Raw genomic sequence first — 19,571 nt, forward strand, 5'->3', positions numbered from 1 at the left:
AGCCAATAACCCTGAATATGAAAGGATGTTTTCGAATTTATAAAGCTAAGCCAAAAATGCAGGCTTCTAGGCTACAACATTAAGCAACGTGCTTTTGAACCAAAATTGATCCTACAGAATAACCCGCACCAAACGAACACAGTACGCCATATTCACCATCATTCACTTCGTGTGCAGAACGATGTAATGCAATAATCACACCCGCAGAAGAAGTATTGGCAAACTCATCGAGAATAATTGGAACTAAAGCTGGGTCTGCTTCAGCAGCTTCTTTACCTACAACTAATTTCAGAATCAGTTCATTCATGTTGGCATTCGCTTGGTGTAACCAGAAACGCTTTACTTGACTCGGCAAGATGTTGTTCTTTTCCAACTGAGCTGTAATCATTTTTGCCACAAGTGGACAAACTTCTTTAAACACTTTACGTCCATCTTGACGGAATTGTTTGTCATCACGTGAAGTGAGTTCAGAACCGTTTAAGAAGCCAAAGTTATTACGAATGTTGTTTGAAAATTGTGTAAATAAGTTGGTATCTAAAATTTCAAAGCCTGTTTTTGTCTCGGTATTTTCAATGATCGAAGCTGTTGCAACATCACCAAAAATAAAGTGGCAATCACGTGAACGGTAGTCCGTATGACCTGAAGTTAACTCAACGTTTACTAACAACACACGGCGCGCACCCGACTTAATGGCATCATAGGCTTGTTTTAAACCAAAAGTTGCCGCAGAACATGCCACATTCATGTCATAGGCATAACCTTGAATACCCAGTGCCGTCTGAATTTCAATCGCAACCGCTGGATAGGCACGTTGTAAATTTGAACATGCTAAAATCACAACATCGATGTCTTCTGCAGTCACACCTGCATTTTCCATGGCTTGCTTTGCAGCAATCACGCCCCACTCTGCCTGAATAGATAACTCATCGTCACTGCGCTCAGCTAAACGTGGGCGTAAACGGTTTGGATCAAGTACACCTGTTTTTTCAACCACATAACGGCGTTTTACACCAGACGCCTTTTCAATAAATTCGGCACTAGAACCACGGCGTGCTTCTAACTCGCCTGCTGCAATTTGCTCAGCATGGTCTTGGTTATACTGTTCCACATAAGCATTTAGACTTTCGACTAGCTCTTCATTGGTAATGACGTGTTCTGGGTGGAACAAGCTTGTACCTGTAATACGGATGCCCATGTAAAACTCCTTCTCTGAATTCGCTCAATTTTAACCGATACTAAGACGTTCCCATAGCTTTTGTAGCCGTGTCGCAGAAATAGGCATCTTGGTTTTCATCGGTTGAGAAAACAGCGAAATACGCAACTCTTCGATCATGAAATACAATTCTTTCAAACGAACGTCATTTTTATATTGAAATAATTTATCCATCCACGGATCAATCTGCCCAATGGCAGCAACATCTCGCTGTAGATTATTGGGCAACCGATCCAAACGCAATAGCAAAGCGGCTAAATAACGTGGATACTCAGTCCACACATCTACAGGTTTGCTATAGACAAAATTCGCCAACTGCATTAGGTCTAACTGATCTTCAATATCATCCATACTACGGCCAAAAATATCAGCATCTAGCATTAATAATTTCTGACGTATGTTCTGCCACTGAATAAAAATATCACTCATTATTTTTAACGCCTGTTGACCCTGCGTTAAAAAGTTTTGCTTAACCGTTAAGAGTAATTGCTGAAATTCAGCTTGATTAATTGGCAGATCAGTAATCGCTAATTGCAGCGTTGCATAGACCAGCATCTGTTCCAACTGTGCTTTGTCTCCCAATGGCGAATATGCCAATGCCATCGGCTTGGAAATTTGCTTTTTCAATTGACGAACCAAATCCCCCAATTGTAAATGCATCAGATGAATAATCCCTTCTCGATGCTGCTTAATCGCTTCATTCTGATCATTAAAGGTCTGTATCACAACGCCTGAATTATCTTTAGCATCTAAATTTGCAAAAACTTTAACAGGAACCAGTGCTTGATATTGTTTAACCACAACACCTGTAACCTTGTGCGAAGCTTCAAATACAAAATCTTCTGGGAAAGTTTGAAACTGTCCTTTGGCTTGCTTGACGGGGCTATGGGTTTCAGTACGGCAGCGTGCTTTTAATTCAGCTAAATTACGCCCCTTCTCAATCACACGCCCTTTTTCATCAACTACTTTAATAAAAGGCAACAAATATTGATCTATTCTTTCAAAAGAAAAATCTTTTTCGGTAATCTGCTCGCCACGGAGTTGAAATGCCAAGAAGCTAAATAAATGCTCACGTAGGTGTACCGTATCTATACGCTGCATTAATTTTTTTGCAGTATCAGGAATCGGGACTAAATTACGACGTTTATCTTTTGGCAACGCTTTTAATAAGGCTTCAATTAAGTCTTGTCGCCAACCTGGAATTCCCCAAGACCAAATGTTTTCATCCACTTGTGGTAAAGCCTGCACAGGTATTTTAACCGTAGCCCCATCTTCGTCATGGCTTGGGTCAAAACGATAACTTGCGGCTAAACGCAACTCACCATTATGCAAATAATCGGGGAACTGTTGTGTGGTTGGACGATCATTCAGCCATAGCGCATCGTCCTCTACATACAGAAAGCGCGGCTGTGTTGGCTCAATGGTGGCACGCCAATCTTCAAAACTACGACGACTGGCAATTTCAACAGGTACTTTTGCCGCATAAAACTGATAAATCGTTTCTTCATCTACGACCAAATCACGTCGACGCAATTTGTCTTCGACCCGTTCTACCTCTTCCAATTTTAATAAATTATGTTTTAAAAATGGCGGAAGTATGCCCAGATTACCTGTCGTCAAAGCATCTCTAAGAAAAATTTCATGCGCCGCAAGATGATCAACCTTTTCATAATTGATCATTCGTTTTGGTTCAATAATCAAACCAAACAATGAAATTTGTGCATAAGCATTCACAATGCCTGCTTTCTTCGACCAATGCGGTTCAAAATAATGGTATTTCAATAAATCACGAGCAGCCAAAAGAATCCATTCAGGTTCAATTTTGGCTAAGGTACGCAAATAAACCTGTGAGGTTTCCACCATTTCAAACGCCATAATCCACGGCGTATTGCTCTTATGTAAAGTTGAAGCCGGAAATACACGTGCCTTCTGCTGGCGAACTGCCATAAAAACGTTGCGCTCATCAGTTTTATTGGCAATAAACGACAATAAACCTGTTAATAAAGCACGATGTAAGTTTTCATAACTGGCTTTTTTATCATTAAAGGAAAGGTTTAAGCCTTTGGCCAGATCCAACAATTGTTCATGCGTTTTCTTCCACTCACGTAGGCGCAACCAACTTAAAAAATGTTGATGTGCGAAAGTACGACGCTTGTTCTCACTCATGGACTCAGTAGGATCATGTATCGCTTCCCATAACTTCAAATAAAACAGGAAGTCTGAATCGGCTTCACGGAACAAGGCATGTTTTTGATCTGCCTGCATTTGCTTATCCGCAGGGCGCTCACGTGGATCTTGTACCGCCAAAGCCGCCACAATAATCAACACTTCATTTAAAACGCCAAAATGGGCACCACCTATAATCATACGGGCTAGTCGTGGATCAATTGGCATTTTTGCCATCATCTGCCCGACTTTGGTCAATGAATCTCCCCCAACCCCTCTTTTAGAAAGAGGAGTGTTTTCAAGCCCTCCTTTATCCAAAGAGGACTTAGAAGGATTTTTCTCAGTCATTGCACCCAGTTCAACCAAGAGTTTACGACCATCATTCACAAGCCTGTGATCTGGCGGTTCAATAAAATCGAAGGCTTCGAGCGAACCTAAACTCAGACTTTGCATTTGCAAAATAACAGAAGCCAAATTGGTACGTTTAATTTCAGGTTCAGTAAATTCAGGACGACTTAAAAAATCTTCTTCACTGTATAAACGAATACACACACCCGGTGCGATACGTCCACAACGCCCTTTACGTTGATTAGCTGCTGCTTGAGAAATTGCTTCAATGGGTAAACGTTGCACACGTGAACGATAGTTATAGCGTGAAATACGGGCAAAACCACTATCAATCACATAGTGAATATTCGGTACAGTCAAAGCGGTTTCGGCAACGTTGGTCGCAATAATAATGCGTCGACCACCACCTGAAGAATTAAAAATCTTTTGTTGATCTGCCAAAGCCAACCGCGCATAAAGCGGTAAAATTTCAGTATGACGTGGACCATATTTCTGCAAGGTTTCTTGTAATTCTCGAATTTCCTGCTCGGTACTGGCAAAAATTAGAATATCGGCATGTTCAGGATGACCTTTTTCCTGTGCATCTTGAAAACATTCTTCTACCGCTTGCACCACCGCACGTGGCAGATTCTCTTCAAAATCATCAAATTCATCATCATCACTCCCACCGATGCTTAACTCGGAAATTGGACGATAACGTACTTCAACGGGAAAACTTCGGCCTTCCACTTCAAAAATGGGCGCGCCATGAAAATATTGGCTAAAGCGTTGCACATCTAAAGTTGCGGAAGTCACAATGACTTTTAAATCAGGGCGTTTTGGTAGTAGCTGCTTCAAATACCCCATAATAAAATCAATATTCAACGAGCGTTCATGCGCTTCATCAATAATGATCGTATCGTATTTACTTAAATAGCGGTCATGCGAAAGCTCCGCCAGCAAAATACCATCTGTCATTAAGCGCACAATCGAGTCTTGCGAACCCTGTTCATTAAAACGAACTTTGAAGCTGATGGATTCTCCGAGTTTTTCGCCCACTTCTTCAGCAATACGCTGTGAAACGCTACGTGCGGCCAAACGACGTGGCTGAGTATGGCCAATCATGCCTGTTAAGCCACGCCCTGCTAACATGGCAATTTGCGGTAACTGTGTGGTTTTACCAGAACCTGTTTCACCTGCCACAATAATGACTTGGTGCTGCTGAATTGCAGCCATCAATTGTTCAGCCGACTGCGTAACAGGCAGGTCTTGATTCAGTTTAATTTGAGGCAGACGGGCAAAACGCGCACGCACTTTAAGATTAGACTGTTCAAACAGCTCTTGATATTGCTGTGGATCACCATCTTTGCTACGGTGTAGTCGATTTAAACGATGACGGTCGCGGGCCATAACCCATTGATCGATATTTAAATGACTTTGCACAGATGATTTATCCCAGTAAAAATTTGAATCGCTCATTTTACGCCTTAAGCGGTCATAGAGAAAGCCTCTTCAACGTGATCGCCAGTCTGCCCATGAAATATGGTTATATTTCACCCCATTTCATGCCTTCATATCTAAGGTTAAAAGCCAAATATAGACGTGAAGCACAAGCTTATTGCGAGATTGCAGACTTGAATTTGTCAGAAAAATAGGCAACTACACCAACATAAAATATCTTTTTTCAATTTTAGCCTTGAAATTCAAGCCAGATGACTGCATGTTGAATAACGATCTAAATACGACAATTTGATTGTGACGTATTGTCATTTTTTCATCATCAAATTCATTTGTAATAAATGGTGATGCTATTGAGTGAAATGGTATTTAAATTACTCATTCGGTTTTTCCGATGCTTGTGATGTAAAAATACTGTTTCAGCAATAATTAAAAATTCGATATTCTACTTCCAAATTCAAAAACTAACCTCAATCATGGAGACAATGATGAGCTTAATTAATACCGAAGTTAAACCATTTAAAGCACAAGCTTACTTGAACGGTCAGTTCATTGAAGTTACAGAAGCTGACCTTAAAGGCAAATGGTCTGTAGTTTTCTTCTATCCAGCAGACTTCACTTTTGTATGCCCAACTGAGCTTGGTGACCTTGCTGACAACTACGCTGAATTCAAAAAATTAGGCGTTGAAATCTATGCAGTTTCTACTGACACGCATTTCACACACAAAGCTTGGCACGATTCTTCTGCTGAAATTAAGAAAATTGAATACCCAATGGTTGGCGACCCAACTTGGACGCTTGCTAAAAACTTCGAAGTATTAATCGAAGCTGCTGGTCTTGCTGACCGTGGTACTTTCGTTATTGATCCTGAAGGCAAAATCCAAATCGTTGAAATCAACGCTGGTGGTATTGGCCGTGACGCTCAAGAACTTCTTCGTAAAGTTAAAGCAGCTCAATACGTTCACGCTCACCCAGGTGAAGTATGCCCAGCTAAATGGAAAGAAGGCGATGCGACTCTTGCTCCGTCTATCGACCTAGTAGGTAAAATCTAATTTTTAAAAATTAGATTGAATCAAAAAAACCACGCCTTAAGCGTGGTTTTTTTTACAATTAAATTTCATGTAACTTTATTTAGAAAATATTTGAAGTCCCTGTAATTTCTGCTATACATTGAAGTAAGCCTTTTGTTTTATTTACGTTGAATTAAACAGAAAGGCCCATTGAGTTTATTCACAAATTCAAGGAGGTATGTATGGGAATAATGCTTGCCGTGACTTCTTGGAAATACAATGCGACTTCAAGATACTTAAAAATTTTTTATAACAATGGTTCTGGAGAACTCTACCACCCTGTGCCCCAATTTGTTTACGCCAATATGCTACGATGTACTGATAAAGCCGCTTTTGTACACAAATACCTAGAATACGACTTGCACTTCACACGCATTACCATCCAATGAATAACAATAAAAAAATCAGGGTAAGCCCTGATTTTTCACATCAATGGTTTACATCACATCAAAGATCATAATCTTTAGCGGTAATCACCAATAAACCCGCACCTAAAGACAAAATCGATAACAAATAATTGCCCTCTTCTTTTACCAAATGGGTAAATGCTTTCACGTCTTCTGCATGTGAAATGACATTATCAACAATCAACACTCCGCCCTGTTTAGACAGTAACCGTTTTAAATCTGACCAATAGTCCACATAGGCATCACGTTCTGCATCAAGTAGAATCAAATCATATTTTTCGGTACATTCTGCTAAATAATCTTTGGCATCTCCCACCCAGAACTGGATTAATGGGTCCAAGCCAAATTCTTGCGCAAACTGCTGTGCCTGCTGACTGCGCGTAGCATCAATTTCTAAGGTGGTGAGCTGTCCTTGCGTGACTTGTAAGGCATCTGCCAGCCACAAGGTCGAATAACCCGTAGATGTTCCAATTTCTAAAACTTTCTTCGATTTCTGGATCCGAATTTGCATCGCTAAAAACTGGGCAGAATCTGGTTCAATATTGCGGTAACGCTGTAATCGATCTTTTTGAGTGTCATCATGCTTTTTAAAAGAAACATATAAATCATTTATTCTTGCTTTAAATTGTGGGCTCAAACTCATCGAGACATTCCATTTTTAAATTGGCTATACGTTAAATTTCATTATTTATTTCATGTTCTATTCATATAGCAGTTTTTTGTATCAAATTAAAGCGAGGAACAGTTCTCCCATCTTCTAAAGTGACTTGCTCGGTAAACATACTTAAAGGACGCACCCATAAAGAATAATCGCTATATAAACATTGATAGACCACCAACTTTTCTTCAGTTTCACTATGTGTTGCGACAGAAAACACCTGATACAACTGACCTTTATAGTGCTGATAAATACCACGTTCTAACATCGTTGGACTCTACAAAAATTTGTGATGCTTCATGCTAAATGATTCAATCCAGTTTGGAAATTCAATCTATTGAAGATATTGTATTTTTATTCTGATCTAATCCAAAACTATCCAGTAAAAACTGGACTTGAGGAGACATAAAAAAACCACTCCCGAAGAAGTGGTTTTTATTCAATTATTTCTTGAATGGAAATGCATATTTCACGATACGTTTAATCACACTGCCGTATTGTTTTACCAAACTGGCATTATTGTAATTCAAACCATATTTCTCGCACACTGCTTGTACTTTAGGCGCCATTTTACGGTAACGACGCGCAGGTACATCAGGGTACAAGTGATGCTCAATTTGATGACTTAAATGTCCTGTTAAGATATGGAATGCTTCTGAACCCGTTAAGTTTGAAGAACCACGAATTTGACGCATATACCAGTGACCACGGCTTTCATTTTGCAAAACTGTTTTCGGGAACACTTCTACGTCTTTAGTAAAATGACCACAGAAAATCACACTAAAAGTCCAGATATTACGAATCCCGTTTGCCACAAGGTTCCCTGTAAATACAGGCAATGCTGCTGGACCTGCAATTAATGGAAAGAATACATAATCCTTGAACAATTGCTTGCCAATTTTGCGTTGTAACGGTTTCCACTCTTCTTTCAGTTCTTGTTTAGATTTACGTCCAAACCAAACTTTACCAATTTCAAGATTCTGAATGGCAACGCCCCATTGGAACAACAAACAAAATGGAATGCTATACAAAGGCTGTAATAAAAAGCCTGGTTTCCAACGTTGTTCTGGGAATAAACGTAATAAACCATAACCAATATCATCATCCATACCTTTAATGTTGGTATAAGTATGATGTTTATAATTATGGGTTTGACGCCAGTTGTCAGCGGTTCCAACAATGTCCCACTCGTAATTTTGACCACTAAATTTAGGATCATTCATCCAGTCATATTGACCGTGCATGACATTGTGCCCTAATTCCATATTTTCCATGATTTTGGCAAAGCCCAATAAGCCTGTACCCAAAATCCATGCTGGCGGGAACCAACCTGCAAATAAGCAGGCACGACCAGCAATTGAAGCATACTGTACCGTTGAATAAACACGGCGGATATATTTGGCATCTTTTTCGCCAATATCATCCAAGACTTCTTGTTTAATCGCGTCTAATTCACGCGCCAATTCATCTAACTCAAATTGAGTAAGTTCACGATTTTTTGGGTTCTTAAAATATTGTGCTTTTACAGGCATATTCATGATATTGAACTCTCTTATAAATCAATCACAAGATCTGTTTTGGCAGAACTTACACACAGTTTTAATGGATTACTTGGCTCGCTATTCTGTTGACCATTCAGCATGTCTTGGGTTGAGCCTTGTACTTTATTACATACACATTTATGACAAACACCCATACGGCAACCATAGGTTGGTTTGACATTGGCGTGTTCCAATCCCACCAAAATGGATTGTCCGCGTGGAATTGCAACCACTTTGTTGGATTTGCTTAAAGTCACATTCACAAAACCCGTATCATCATTTTCTACAGGCGTCATGCTAAAGGCTTCGCTTTGGAACAGTTGTGCTTGAGCAAAAAGCTGCTCCGCTTGCTGTACAAAACCTGAAGGACCACAGGCATAGACGATTGACTGATCAATATCTGTCAATGCATCTACCTGAGCTGCATTTAAGCGAGCATCTGCATTTTCTTCTTGGGTATAAAACACGTGATAAGAAAATTGCGGATATTGCTTCGCCCATTGTTCAAAATACGATTTGAATGCGAAATCTGCATAATGTTTTACCCAATACATCACATGAACTTTACGATCACGTAGTTGCTCTGACTGCGTTAAAGCAGTCAATAAGCTGTACATTGGGGTAATACCACTACCTGCGGCCAACAAAATCAAGGGTTGATTTTGTGCAGGCAACAACATATCGCCATAAGGTTGGCCAAATTCAAGTACATCACCGACTTGAGCTTGGTTGATCAACCAGTTACTGACTTTGCCTTGCTCCACTTTTTTAACCGTAAGCAAGACATGCTGGGCATCAATTTGAGTCAAACTATACGTCCGCTCATAACGTGCACCTTTCACATCCACCATCACAGGATGATGCTGACCCGCTTGACCCATTTTGAAATGACGGTTGACTGCTATCGTCAAACTGACCATCTCTTCAGCAGTATTGTCCTTTTGAACAATCTTGCCGAGGGCTTGGTCAACCGACCAAAGGGGATTGAGTTTTTGTAACCAGAAATTCAACGAGTGCTGATCAACAACACTGTCGACTAAAAAATTAAGGGGAGAATTTGATTTTTTTAGCATGAACATCTTCAAGACCACGCAATTGACTTTTAATTATTATACACATGTATATATATTTGTATATATATTCGTATTTTTTTATTCATTTCCCATCACAAGCAGTAAAGGCTATAATGCAAAAAAGCATTTAATCTATTGAAAAATATGAACCAGCCTTCGATCAAAACAAAACACGATACTACGACTCATGACCTTAGTACGGCACATGAACCCGTTGTGGTACGTTCTGTCGGTCGTAAAGCTACCATTACGAAAGATGAATTATTCCAAGCAGCACTCAAACTGATTGGACCACAGAAAAGTATTGCCTCTTTAAGTCTACGTGAAGTTGCGCGTGAAGCAGGTATTGCACCTAATAGTTTTTATCGACATTTCAAAGATATAGATGAGCTTGCCATTGAACTGATAGACCGTTCAGGGAACGTATTACGTCAGATTCTGCATGAAGCACGTTTACAAGCGATCAAGCAAAGCAGCATTATTCGTAGCTCAGTTGAAGTGTTTATTGAGCAGTTGAATACCGATGAAGGCAATTTAAGCCTGCTATTACGTGAAGGTTATACAGGCTCTGCCTCGTATAAACTTGCAGTAGATCGACAGCTCAATTATTTCCAGCAAGAACTGAAAGATGACCTGATTCGTCTAGAACGTCTCAATCACAGCAAAATGGCACACCCTGACTTAGCAGCCAAAGCCATTACCCAACTGGTGTTTAACATGGGAGCCAAAGTCATTGATTTACCGAATGAAGAACGTAAAGCAATGGCAGAGCAAACCATGATTATGATTCGTATGATTTTGGAAGGTGCGCGTCATTTGGATGAATCACAAATTCATTAAATACATCAGCAGTTAAAATTCCCAATAAAAAAGCACCCTCAGGTGCTTTTTTATTGGCTAAATCGAAAGTTAAACCTTAAGGTTTAACCACAACCAATACTTGAATGGCATCTGGAGTTACAGATAAACCCTCCAATAAAGCAATGCCTTCTTTTTGCAATTTTTGCAAGCATGTAATTTCGTCTTCACGGATACTTGGATTAAATTGCTTCAAGTAGCTTAAACGGTCAATTTCATATTGCCATTTTCCACCATAAATTTCTTTGGCTTGCTGCTTCATTTCTGGCAAAGCAGTTTTGGCAATATTCAAAGCTTGTTGATAACGTTCTTCAATCACATCACGACGCGCTTTCACCACCTGACGGCAACTATTACTGTCTAAATGATGTAAATACGGCTTAAGAATGCTTGGTTCAATCTTCATCGATAGATCTTGCCCAGTTTCACTGAGTAATACGCGAATCAATTGCTGTGGCAAGCTTGAAGGTAAGTTCAATGCTTTCGGTGCAATTACATCGACCTTAAACCAAACTTCTAACAGAATTGAACCTTGTTTTAATGCATTCGACTTTAAAATCGCAACATTGGTACTACCAAAGGCCTGCGTATTGATCATTTCCATAACACTTTCAGTGAATGGATGCTCTAAAGTCAAATATTGTGCATCTTCACGGACTTGAGCTTGATCGCGATAGAACGTCGCAGTCATGCCGTCTTCGTCCAAGGTTAAGCCCTGAACTTGCATTTGATCTGTCGGTTTAATAATGACTGTACCATTGCTTTGCTCATCAAAATCAATGTTGGTTGAAGCCATAAAACGCTTCATAAACATTGGCAAAGTGGTGTTGTCATCATAATCTTCAAGCGCTTGTACAATTTCTTGCGCCACAATCGGACGGCATGAATTGTATTCAAGTAGGCGGTCACGCCCTGCTTGTAATTCCGTTTCTAATGCTTCACGTTGTACGCTGACTTCTTCAAGCAAATCTTCAAACTGTTGGCCCATATCGGTAAGCAAACAGTCTTTTAAATGAACAATAAAGTTTTCTTGTAGCGTTTGTGCCGTAGGTGAAATATTACTAAAAATATTCAGCGCTTCGTTATACCAACGGAACATACGCTCTTGTGCAGTACCTTCTAGATACGGCACATGAATCTGAATACGGTTTTCTTGACCAATACGGTCTAAACGACCAATACGCTGTTCCAACACGTCTGGGTTGGCAGGCAAGTCAAATAAAACCAAGTCCGAAGCAAACTGGAAGTTACGGCCTTCTGAACCAATTTCAGAACAGAGTAAAATCTGCGCACCATAAGAATCTTCAGCAAAATATGCCGCAGCTTGGTCACGCTCAAGCAAACTCATGCCTTCGTGGAACATGGCGGTACGAATGCCTGCATGTAAACGCAACGCATTTTCCAAAGCTTCTACCACAGGACCGCTACGCGCAATCAACAACACTTTTTTGTGTTTTAACTGGGTACGTAGCATTTCCATGAGCCAACCCACACGTGGGTCGAATTCCATCCACGAACCATCAAGCTGTGCTTCTTCAGGCCACATTTGCTCACGCAATTTGCCATCTTTCGACCAGTTTTCTGGTGCAGGTAATGGTGCAGGCTGACAATCACGTCCTGGGAAACCTTGAATCGCTTCACGGGTATTACGGAATAAAATACGCCCTGTACCATGACGGTCCAACAATTCATGAATCGCACGGAAACGTTGTTCTGGTTCATCAGTAATACGGTGCCCCAATAACTGTTCAATTGCCGTTAAATGACTGTCTTCTAGCGGTAAATCAGACATCAGCACTTCTGCAATTTTTGCAGTATGTTGATACTTTTCCTCTTCATCCAAGAAGCGCTCTAATGAACTAAAACGTTGCGGATCAAGCAAACGTAAACGCGCAAAGTGGCTTTCAACACCCAGTTGCTCTGGTGTTGCCGTTAACAATAATACGCCCGGTGTTTGCTCAGCCAACTCTTCGACCAGATCATAACGATCATTGCCACCGTCTTCCTCATTCCACATTAAGTGATGGGCTTCATCCACAACCAACAAATCAAAACCAGCTTCCAACGCCTGTTCGCGCAAGTCGTCATGGTCAATCATCAAGTCAACGCTGGCAATAATGCATTGCTCAGTCAAGAATGGATTGAGTTCAGGGTCATGTTCTTTAATAGACGCGGTACGGGTCAAATCAAAAATAGAGAAGGCTAGATTAAAACGACGACGCATTTCAATCATCCACTGATACTGTAAAGAATCAGGAACTAAAATCAGAATACGTTCAGAACGGCCTGTTTTTAGTTGTTGATGGATAATTAAACCCGCTTCAATGGTTTTCCCCAGACCTACTTCATCTGCCAGTAAAACACGCGGTGCAAAACGCTTACCCACTTCATGTGCAATATAAAGTTGATGCGGAATTAAACCGACGCGCGCACCGACCAAGCCACGTAATGGGCTACTTTGCATATTGGCTTGCATGAGCAATGCTTCAATACGCAGGTCATACCATTCTTTATAGTCAATTTGGCTTGCCAGTAAACGATCTAAAGGCTTAGATAATTGAATTTGAGCGCCAATACGGGTTTCATTCAGGGTTTTACGTTCTTGCGTACCATCTTCTAAGCTACGCACGACAGCGTAACGTACCACACCATGATGATGCTCCAATGACTCGACCAGCCATTGCGTTCCTTCCTGATCATGCACTTCATCATTCGTATTAAATACGATACGAGATAAAGGGGCATTGTTTCGGGCATATACTCGCGTTTCGTCGCTTTTTGGGAATAAGATGCTAATCGATCGTTCATCAACGTCAATTAATACCCCTAAGCCAAGCTCTGTTTCTGTGTCAGATAACCAACGTTGACCAATAGCAAACTGCTGCAATTTTTCCACCTTTATCTCAAATGTAGACCAAGAAATAATTGCTCAAAAGAGAATATTATTTGAACAAAGTTTCATGGCTTTAAGCAATATATTTTGACATAAAGCTCACTAAAAAAGTGGGCTTATTCGAATCTGAAGCGTATTTTTTTCGCCTTAAAACGGTACCGGGCAGTAGAATTCAACTAACTGCTCTGTTTTAGGATGTAGAAAACTTAAACGCTCTGCATGTAGACACAAGCGATCCAATAACAGTTGCTCTGGCGTGGCATACAACGTATCACCTACAATAGGATGTCCCAAATATTGCATGTGTACACGGAGCTGATGCGAACGCCCTGTAATCGGTGTTAGTTCTACACGAGTCACAGGCTGACCTTGCATTTCAAAATGTTCGGTCGCCTTCCAATGGGTTAGGGCTGGCTTGTTGTGACTTGGGTCAGCAATATGCAACGGAGGACGTGATGGATCATACACCACAGGTACATCTACAGTGCCCTCACCTTGCAAGTGTCCAGCCACCACAGCTTGATAAATTTTTGACGTTTGGCGTTCTTGAAACTGACGTGAAATTCGGTTTTGTCCGAATTTAGAAAGAGCAAAGACCAAAATACCCGAGGTATCTCGATCTAAACGATGAATCAGCAAGGTTCTCGGCTCTTCTTGGAGCAACCGATTAATCACACAGTCTTGTAAGTCAGCCGTTTTTCCTGGCACTGTAAGAATCCCCGCGGGTTTATGGATTACCATAAAATCCTCGTCACGGTGGATCAGATGTTCATTCAGAAATTGACTCAAGAGATATTCCAAGCTGACTGTGCAAACAAGCGGGCAATAATAAGAAGCTCCCTTATAAATTACAATGCAAAAATCGACAAAAGTCAGCGTTTTTTACGATTTTATCCAAAAAAGTTCGATTTCACTCACATTCAGAATTATGAGTCCTGCACTGAATCATTTTTTTGACAGTTATACTTTTCTTCACAGCTTGATGATGAATATGGACATGATTGGCGCGACATAATTTACCTAAACGCATCACTATCATAAAATCAACAGCATAGGCTTTTAAAGCCTGCACCAAATCTCATGCAAATGATTCCCCACCAAACACTGCATCGATAGTATCACTCTCAATGCAAATTTACGCACTCATTCAATCAGTCGGTTCTAAAGGTTTCATCTCCAATAGTTTCAACCCAGTATGTTCACTCTAAATCACTAATAGGAGTATTGAGTGCTTGAGCATTGTGAATTGAATGCTGAATCTTTAACCCCAATTGACTGTTGACTTAATGACCTAATCGAGAGTTCTTAGCTAGAGCAAACCTATGATCAGTTAACTCTTAGATAAAACTCAGCATTGATTACGCTTAAGAATATTTAAGTCGAATCATTTTGGGTATTGGTTAGAAAGCTTAACCCTGAACCTGTGCCAGAAATTTTTGAATGGCATATTGAGCAATTTCTGCATCCTGAAATGATTTAACACCTGAAATTCCTATCGCCCCAATAAGTTCCCCTTGATATAAAATGGGTTCTCCACCTTCAAGCATGCCTGTGAGGCTCTCTACCGTTAAAAATCCGTCTTGTCCATTACGAATTAAATCTTCAAACAATTTGGTCGGACGTTTACTGATCGCCGAACATTGTGCCTTTTCATGACACAATCGCGCAGTCATTGGAGATGCTCCATCCATACGCTTCATACTCAACAAACAGCCTGTTTCATCAACGACCGCGATACTCACCGCAAAGTCATGTTGTAAAGCATACGCATAGGCTGCATTTAAGATCAATTCAGCATCAGCCAACTCTAAACAATATTTGGTTTTCATCAATTTTCCTTACATAAAAAAGCCTGCAACATGGTCACAGGCTCTTTTGAACAATCACTGCGTCTTATGCTTTATTTCAGCAAAGGTTTCTTTTGCAGCTTGAATGGTAAATGCAATATCTTCATCACTATGTGCACTTGAAATGAAGCCTGCTTCAAATGCCGATGGCGCCAAGTTCACACCACGGTCTAACATCCCATGGAAGAATTTACGGAATGCAGCAACATCACATTTCAGCATCGAATCGAAACTGGTGATGTCTTCTTGATCGGTAAAGTAAAGACCAAACATTGCGCCCGCTTGTTGAGTTTTGAAAGGAATACCAGCAGCATCAGCTTCTTGCTGTAACCCTGCCAAAAGCTTTTCTAATTGAGCTGTTAAGTTTTCATAGAAACCAGGTTGGCGTAAATGTTTGAACATTTCAATGCCCGCACGCATCGCGAGTGGATTACCCGACAATGTACCCGCTTGGTAAACCTTGCCTAAAGGTGCAATGCATTGCATGACTTCACGTTTACCGCCAAAAGCACCTACTGGTAAACCTGCACCAATAATTTTACCTAAAGTGGTTAAATCTGGAGTTACGCCATAATGTGCCTGTGCCCCACCGAGTCCAACACGGAAACCCGTCATTACTTCATCAATAATGAACACCGAACCATGTTCATCACACACTTCACGAATGGCTTGCAAGAAACCTTCGACAGGTTTTACCAAGTTCATGTTGCCCGCTACAGGCTCTACAATCACACCTGCAATTTCAGCACCAAATTTAGCAAAACACTCTTTTAAGGTTGCAATGTCGTTATACGGCAAAGTTAAAGTATGTTTGGCAAAATCGGCAGGTACGCCCGCAGAAGTTGCTTCCCCTTCACCTGTCGTCAATAAGCCTGAGCCCGCTTTAACCAATAATGAATCTGAATGACCGTGGTAACAGCCTTCAAACTTCACAATTTTGTCGCGTCCTGTATAACCACGTGCCAAACGAATCGCCGTCATGGTTGCTTCAGTGCCTGAATTGGTCATACGCACCATTTCAATCGACGGCATAATTTCACAAATCACATCGGCCAAAGTGGTTTCATGTACTGTTGGTGCACCAAAACTCAAACCATCCACCGCAGCCTCTTGAACCGCTTTAATAATGGCTGGATGAGCATGACCAAGAATCATTGGCCCCCAAGAACCAACATAATCCACATAGCGCTTACCATCCACATCAAACAAATAAGCCCCTTGCGCTTTTTCAATAAAGATGGGTGTACCGCCCACACTATTAAATGCACGTACAGGCGAATTCACACCACCTGGAATATGTTTACTGGCTTGTTTAAATAGTTGTTCTTGCTTTGGAGATAAACTCATGAATTTACTCAACCTAAATAGAAAATAATCGACTTACAACATTATGCAGTTTTAGCAAATAACTGTGCCCATGCATGCACACGGGATGGGATGTCAGCTACGTTCAACGCTAATATATCACTAATTACCGCGCAAAGGTCCGCACCTTTGGTGATCACAAGCCCTGAATTTTCAACGCTTAAACCACCAATTGCACAAATAGGCACTGCAAATTTCTGCCTCGCCTGAGCAATCACTTCAATACCCACATTCCCTGCTTCTGGCTTGGTTGCAGTTGCATAGACGGCACCAAATGCCACATAAGTCGCACCTTCCGAAATCGCCTTTTCTGCTAAGGCTAAAGAATTTAAACAGGTGCGCCCAATAATGACCCCTTTTGGCAAACGAGCAACTGCATCAGCAATTTCACCATCATCCTGTCCTAAATGCACACCCAATCCGTATTGTTGTGCAAGAGCCAAATCATCATTAATTACAAATGGCACAGCATACTGCTCGCATACTGCTTTAATTTGCTCAACTTCTACTGGCTGATCTGCCTGACTTATTTTTTTACGGCGATATTGAAGAATTGCAATCTGTCCGGTTGCCAAAGCTGCGTGTAATTTTTCTAGCAATACATTTAACGGATCATCATTGGTAATGAGGTATAAACCACGCATAAAAACGCCTTTCCACAACGGTTTAAAGAATCAATCTAGAGATAAATTCTAAGATTTCATAAAAAAGCCATCATAGCATTATGATGGCTTTTCGGCAGATGAGATTTGCCCAATTTTAATGCCTTCATTGGGGTACTTATAAATAATTACCTTCTCGTTCAGGTTGATACAATACACGTTCGATTCTAACCTTCATTAAATGTCCATCAGGTTGTGGCCATTCAATTTCCTGCCCCTCAGCGAGTCCCAGAATTGCTGCACCTACAGGAGCAAGCACATTTACCTGTCCTTTATCTCCACGAAAATCATGCGGATAAACCAAGGTAATTTCTGTAGGCGTTGTGTCTGGTGTAATGGTCACCAAAACACGTGCATTCATGGTCACGACATTGGCAGGAACATCTTGCGGAGCTACAACATTTGCACGCGCCAACTCCTCTTCTAAATGTTCCATAGTCGGCGTTAATTTTGATTGGTGTTCTAACATGGTTTCTAAACGATTCAGGTCTTGTTCAGAAACAATAATGGTAGGTTTATCCATAAAACCGTCCTTCTTTAAAAAAATCATGTTGAAGTAATGATTTGTTTGTTCTTTATTTTCACTTGCTGATTTATTTATAACAGAAAATGAAGAATGGTGATGATAAGCATTTTGTATAGATATAAAAAAGCCCCCCTTGAGGGAGGCTTCTCAAGCAAAATGCTAATTATTTTGCATATACAGGGAATTTAGCACATACCGCTGCAACTTTTGCTTTTACGATTTCGATAACTGTTTCACTGCCTTTCGAATCAAGAATGTCAGCAATCCAGCCCGCCAATTCGCGAACTTCTGCTTCACCAAAGCCACGAGTCGTTACTGCTGGTGTACCAATACGAATACCAGAAGTAACAAACGGAGAACGTGGGTCATTTGGTACTGAGTTTTTGTTCACAGTAATGTGAGCAGCACCCAACCAAGCATCCGCATCTTTACCAGTAATGTCTTGTTTGATTAAAGATAACAAGAACAAGTGGTTTTCTGTACCACCAGAAACAACATCATAACCACGAGCAATTAATACTTCAGCCATCGCTTGAGCATTTTTAACTACTTGTTGTTGATATTCTTTGTATTCAGGCGCCATCGCTTCTTTAAAGCAAATTGCTTTAGCCGCAATCGCGTGAACTAATGGACCACCTTGGTTTCCTGGGAATACTGCTGATTGAAGTTTTTTCTCAATTTCTTCATTCGCTTTTGCTAGGATTAAACCAGAACGTGGACCACGAAGTGTTTTGTGAGTCGTAGTAGTCGTTACGTCAGCAATTTGCACTGGGCTTGGGTAAACACCCGCAGCAACTAGACCAGCAACGTGTGCCATGTCTACAAATAGGTAAGCACCCACTTTATCCGCGATGTCACGGAAACGTTGCCAATCGACGATTTGGCTATATGCAGAGAAACCAGCAACGATCATACGTGGCTTGTGTTCAACTGCTAAACGCTCAACTTCTTCATAATCGATCTCGCCAGTTTCTGGGTTTAGACCGTACTGAATTGCATTATATGTTTTACCAGAGAAGCTAACTTTAGCACCGTGAGTCAAGTGACCACCGTGAGCCAAGCTCATACCTAAAACAGTATCGCCTGGGTTAAGAAGCGCTAAGTAAACAGCAGAGTTTGCTTGTGAACCTGCGTGTGGTTGCACGTTTGCGTAATCTGCACCAAAAAGCTCTTTAGCACGGTCAATTGCTAATTGTTCAATTACGTCTACATATTCACAACCGCCATAATAGCGTTTGCCTGGGTAGCCTTCTGCATATTTGTTAGTGAGTTTTGATCCTTGAGCTTCCATTACTGCTGGTGAGCAATAGTTTTCTGATGCGATTAACTCAATGTGAGCTTCCTGACGAGCGTCTTCGTTAGAAATTGCTTGAGCTAATTCTGGATCAAATTCAGCAATAGAGATATTGGCAAACATTAGCGAGGTCCTATGTATTTAGGGCTTTTAAGCCGTGCTAAGATTGGCGCGTATTGTAGCACGAAGTTTGCAAATATTGAGAATGATGTT

At 40.9% G+C, this 19,571-nt stretch carries 16 protein-coding genes; 3 read left to right on the plus strand and 13 right to left on the minus strand.

Going from position 1 to position 19,571, the window contains the following annotated elements:
* Positions 1 to 79: 79 nt before the first annotated feature.
* On the minus strand, positions 80 to 1,195 hold the full coding sequence (locus DCO44_RS10515; RefSeq protein WP_116761691.1) for a beta-ketoacyl-ACP synthase III: 1,116 nt from the start codon (positions 1,193 to 1,195) through the stop codon (positions 80 to 82).
* A gap of 30 nt (positions 1,196 to 1,225) precedes the next feature.
* Positions 1,226 to 5,149 (minus strand): ATP-dependent RNA helicase HrpA, encoded by a 3,924-nt coding sequence (gene hrpA / locus DCO44_RS10520; protein WP_116761734.1) that lies wholly within the window; start codon positions 5,147 to 5,149, stop codon positions 1,226 to 1,228.
* A gap of 503 nt (positions 5,150 to 5,652) precedes the next feature.
* Here hrpA and ahpC point away from each other — a divergent pair.
* Both ahpC and DCO44_RS10530 read left to right on the plus strand, forming a co-directional pair.
* A complete protein-coding gene (ahpC, locus tag DCO44_RS10525; RefSeq protein ID WP_116761693.1) occupies positions 5,653 to 6,216 on the plus strand; it encodes an alkyl hydroperoxide reductase subunit C in 564 nt (187 codons plus the stop codon).
* Positions 6,217 to 6,416: 200 nt separating this feature from the next.
* Positions 6,417 to 6,623, plus strand: coding sequence for a KTSC domain-containing protein (locus DCO44_RS10530; protein ID WP_116761695.1), 207 nt, complete (start codon positions 6,417 to 6,419; stop codon positions 6,621 to 6,623).
* Positions 6,624 to 6,681: 58 nt separating this feature from the next.
* On the opposite strand, the gene DCO44_RS10535 is transcribed toward DCO44_RS10530, so the two are convergent.
* From DCO44_RS10535 to DCO44_RS10550, 4 genes are all read right to left on the minus strand, one after another.
* On the minus strand, positions 6,682 to 7,284 hold the full coding sequence (locus DCO44_RS10535; RefSeq protein WP_116761697.1) for an O-methyltransferase: 603 nt from the start codon (positions 7,282 to 7,284) through the stop codon (positions 6,682 to 6,684).
* A gap of 61 nt (positions 7,285 to 7,345) precedes the next feature.
* The gene (locus tag DCO44_RS10540) at positions 7,346 to 7,567 is read right to left on the minus strand and encodes a DUF1653 domain-containing protein (RefSeq protein WP_116761699.1); all 222 of its coding nucleotides are present in this window, start codon (positions 7,565 to 7,567) and stop codon (positions 7,346 to 7,348) included.
* 175 nt (positions 7,568 to 7,742) lie between these two features.
* Complete coding sequence (locus tag DCO44_RS10545; RefSeq protein ID WP_116761701.1) at positions 7,743 to 8,837, minus strand: fatty acid desaturase family protein; 1,095 nt, start codon at positions 8,835 to 8,837, stop codon at positions 7,743 to 7,745.
* 14 nt (positions 8,838 to 8,851) lie between these two features.
* Positions 8,852 to 9,919 (minus strand): ferredoxin reductase, encoded by a 1,068-nt coding sequence (locus tag DCO44_RS10550; protein ID WP_116761703.1) that lies wholly within the window; start codon positions 9,917 to 9,919, stop codon positions 8,852 to 8,854.
* Between the two features lie 138 nt (positions 9,920 to 10,057).
* Here DCO44_RS10550 and fabR point away from each other — a divergent pair, with 138 nt between their 5' ends.
* Positions 10,058 to 10,753, plus strand: a complete 696-nt coding sequence (fabR, locus tag DCO44_RS10555; RefSeq protein WP_116761705.1) for an HTH-type transcriptional repressor FabR — start codon at positions 10,058 to 10,060, stop codon at positions 10,751 to 10,753.
* A 76-nt stretch (positions 10,754 to 10,829) separates the two neighbouring features.
* Here the strand turns inward: fabR and rapA are convergent, their stop codons facing one another.
* From rapA to glyA, 7 genes are all read right to left on the minus strand, one after another.
* On the minus strand, positions 10,830 to 13,667 hold the full coding sequence (rapA, locus tag DCO44_RS10560; protein ID WP_116761707.1) for an RNA polymerase-associated protein RapA: 2,838 nt from the start codon (positions 13,665 to 13,667) through the stop codon (positions 10,830 to 10,832).
* Positions 13,668 to 13,811: 144 nt separating this feature from the next.
* Positions 13,812 to 14,453, minus strand: a complete 642-nt coding sequence (locus DCO44_RS10565; RefSeq protein ID WP_116761709.1) for an RluA family pseudouridine synthase — start codon at positions 14,451 to 14,453, stop codon at positions 13,812 to 13,814.
* Positions 14,454 to 15,073: 620 nt separating this feature from the next.
* Complete coding sequence (locus DCO44_RS10570; protein ID WP_116761710.1) at positions 15,074 to 15,493, minus strand: GlcG/HbpS family heme-binding protein; 420 nt, start codon at positions 15,491 to 15,493, stop codon at positions 15,074 to 15,076.
* Between the two features lie 54 nt (positions 15,494 to 15,547).
* On the minus strand, positions 15,548 to 16,858 hold the full coding sequence (hemL, locus tag DCO44_RS10575; protein WP_116761712.1) for a glutamate-1-semialdehyde 2,1-aminomutase: 1,311 nt from the start codon (positions 16,856 to 16,858) through the stop codon (positions 15,548 to 15,550).
* Between the two features lie 41 nt (positions 16,859 to 16,899).
* On the minus strand, positions 16,900 to 17,520 hold the full coding sequence (gene thiE, locus DCO44_RS10580) for a thiamine phosphate synthase (RefSeq protein WP_044739404.1): 621 nt from the start codon (positions 17,518 to 17,520) through the stop codon (positions 16,900 to 16,902).
* A gap of 136 nt (positions 17,521 to 17,656) precedes the next feature.
* The gene (gene rnk / locus DCO44_RS10585; RefSeq protein WP_116761714.1) at positions 17,657 to 18,061 is read right to left on the minus strand and encodes a nucleoside diphosphate kinase regulator; all 405 of its coding nucleotides are present in this window, start codon (positions 18,059 to 18,061) and stop codon (positions 17,657 to 17,659) included.
* A gap of 166 nt (positions 18,062 to 18,227) precedes the next feature.
* Entirely contained in the window at positions 18,228 to 19,481 is a 1,254-nt protein-coding gene (gene glyA / locus DCO44_RS10590) for a serine hydroxymethyltransferase (RefSeq protein ID WP_116761717.1), read from the minus strand.
* Positions 19,482 to 19,571 lie beyond the last annotated feature (90 nt).

This window comes from Acinetobacter sp. AM, assembly GCF_003105055.1.
GTDB classification, from domain to species: domain Bacteria; phylum Pseudomonadota; class Gammaproteobacteria; order Pseudomonadales; family Moraxellaceae; genus Acinetobacter; species Acinetobacter tibetensis.